This is a genomic window from Acidovorax delafieldii 2AN (genome assembly GCF_000175235.1).
GTDB classification, from domain to species: Bacteria; Pseudomonadota; Gammaproteobacteria; order Burkholderiales; family Burkholderiaceae_C; genus Acidovorax; species Acidovorax delafieldii_B.
Genome location: NZ_ACQT01000368.1, coordinates 1 through 2687, shown reverse-complemented (window position 1 = coordinate 2687; position 2687 = coordinate 1). Strand labels below are relative to the sequence as shown.

At 68.0% G+C, this 2687-nt stretch carries 2 protein-coding genes; one reads left to right on the top strand and one right to left on the bottom strand.

Features of this window, described 5'->3' with window-relative positions:
- Positions 1-88 precede the first annotated feature (88 nt).
- Positions 89-790: a TetR/AcrR family transcriptional regulator gene (locus ACDELDRAFT_RS21105; RefSeq protein ID WP_005800210.1), complete on the bottom strand. Its 702-nt coding sequence runs from the start codon at positions 788-790 to the stop codon at positions 89-91.
- Between the two features lie 184 nt (positions 791-974).
- On the opposite strand from ACDELDRAFT_RS21105, the gene ACDELDRAFT_RS21100 reads away from it, so the two are divergent.
- Positions 975-2687 (top strand): PHA/PHB synthase family protein (locus ACDELDRAFT_RS21100; protein ID WP_420042328.1); only part of this gene is annotated, 1713 nt, incomplete at its 3' end.

Sequence of the window (2687 nt, the reverse complement as noted above, 5' to 3'; positions counted from 1 at the left end):
CGCGCATCGGCCGCATCGAGGCGGCACCGGGCCTGCGGCTGGTGGACGCGCAAGGCCAGCCTGTGGAGCGGCGCTACGCATCGTTCGATCACTTCGCCTGAGGTGTCGGCTCCTGCGACGGCGGTGTGGCCGCGATGCGAGAGCGCGGGTCAAGCAATTCGCACAACAGCGCCACGTGGCCCTGGCGGTAGTGGTCGAGCCCCTTGGCGTGGGCGCCGCCAAATACCAGGTGCGAGAGCAAGGCATGCACCACGGGCGCGATCACCAGCCACGGCTCTTGCACGATCACGCTGGGGGCCACGCCCTTTTGCACGGCATGGGCCCGCAGAATGCCACCCAGCAGAGCCATGTGCGGCTGCACCACGTTGCGCTCCCACAGGGCAATGAGGTGGGGCACGCGCGCACTTTCGGCCACCAGAAGGCGCAGCGTCGCCACCGCCTCGGGCCGGCCAAGCGAACTGTAGAGCTTGTCCACCAGCCACTGCGCAAGCGCAGACGCCCCGGCCCCCTCGGCCAGGGCGGGCATGGCGTCCCAGCCGGGCGGTGTGAGCGAACGCGTGAGCAACGCCTCGAACACCTCGTCCTTGCCCGCGAAATGGGCGCACAGCCCGCCCTTGGACAAACCGCAGCGGCGCGCGATGTCTTCCATGCGCGTGGCGGCAAAGCCCCGCTCGGAGAACTCCACCAGCGCCGCGTCCAGTATCTGCACCGTGCGCACCTCGGGCGGCAAGCGCTGCCGGGGCGGCACTGCGGCCGAGAGCGCGCTTTCAGGAATCGATTGCCGTGTCATCGCCTTGTCTCCGTTTTTTTGATGCTAACGCGGGCATTAGCTACCGACCAGTCGGTAATCAGGCGCAAAATTGACGCACATCAACTCAGGGTGTCACACCTCTTCGTACAGTACCCTTGCTATATCGGCTCGCTCCTCACCCGGGATCCATTGCATGCCAACCCCTGCGAACGCCCCTGTCTCCATGGCCGAGCGCCTTGACCCCGCACTCCACGCGGCGCTGGCCCGCTGCGTGGCATCGCTGTCGCATGCCTCTGCCTTCATGGCCGCCAGCGACTGGGCCATGCATCTGGCGGTCTCACCCGGCCACCGCATGGACCTGGCCCATCTGGCCCTGCGCCAGGGGCAGGAAATGGCGTCCTACGCCCAGGCCCGCCTGGCGGCAGGCCCGGACCGTGAGGCCCGCCATGCAGTAGAGCCGCCCATACAGGACCGTCGCTTTGCCGACCCCGCCTGGCAGCAGTGGCCCTTCAATCTGATGCACCAGTCGTTCGTGCTCACCGAGCAATGGTGGGCCGCCGCGACGCACGGCGTCTGGGGCGTGGAAAAGCACCATGAAGACATGGTGGCCTTTGCAGCCCGGCAGTTCCTGGACGTGTTCTCTCCGGGCAATCAGTTGCTCACCAACCCCGTGGTGCTGCAGCGCACGGTGGAGCAAGGCGGCGCCAACCTCGTGCGCGGCGCGCTCAACCTGCTGGAGGACGCCCGCCGCCAGGCCGCAGGCGCACCCCCGGCGGGTACCGAACAGTTCGTGGTCGGGCGCGACGTGGGCATCACGCCCGGCAAGGTGGTGCTGAAAAACCGCCTGATGGAGTTGATCCAGTACGCGCCGACCACCAAGGCCGTCCACCCCGAGCCGGTCCTGATCGTGCCGGCGTGGATCATGAAGTACTACATCCTCGATCTGTCGCCCCACAACTCGCTCATCAAGTACCTGGTGGACAACGGCCACACCGTGTTCTGCATTTCCTGGAAGAACCCGGGCGCGGAGGACCGCGACCTGGGCATGGACGATTACCTTGACCTCGGGTTCCGCGCAGCGCTGGACGCCGTCAACGCCATCGCGCCCCACCGCAAGGTCCACGCCGCAGGCTACTGCCTGGGCGGCACCCTGCTGGCCATCGCCGCCGCCGCGATGGCACGCGACAGCGACGACCGCCTGGCCTCCATGACCCTGTTTGCTGCGCAGACCGATTTCACCGAGCCGGGCGAGTTGGGCCTGTTCATCGACGACAGCCAGATCAGCCTGCTGGAAGCGCAGATGGCCCAGACCGGCTACCTCACCGCCGCCCAGATGGCCGGCGCGTTCCAGATGCTGCGCTCCTACGACCTGCTGTGGTCGCGCCTGGTGAACGAATACCTGCTCGGCGACCGCCCTGCCATGAACGACCTGATGGCCTGGAACGCCGACGCCACGCGCATGCCGGCCAGAATGCATTCGCAGTACCTGCGCCGGCTGTTCCTCAACGACGACCTCAGCGAAGGCCGCTATCCGGTGGACGGCAAGCCCGTGACGCTGGGCGACATCACGCTGCCCACGTTCATGGTCGGCACCGTGACCGACCACGTCGCCCCCTGGCGCTCGGTCTTCAAGCTGCAGCAGCTCAGCCCTGCCGAGACCACGTTCGTGCTCACCAGCGGAGGACACAACGCGGGCATCGTCAGCCCTCCCGGCCACCCGCACCGGCATTTCCAGATGCAGACCCGCCCGGCCGGCGGCAACTTCGTGCCGCCCGACGACTGGCTCGCAGCCGCGCCACAGACCATCGGATCCTGGTGGCCCGCGTGGCTGGCATGGCTTCAGGCGCGCTCGGGCGCCCCGGCCAAGCCGCCCCGCATGGGCGCTGCGGGCTTCCCATCCCAGGGCGATGCCCCGGGCACCTACGTGCTGGAGAAA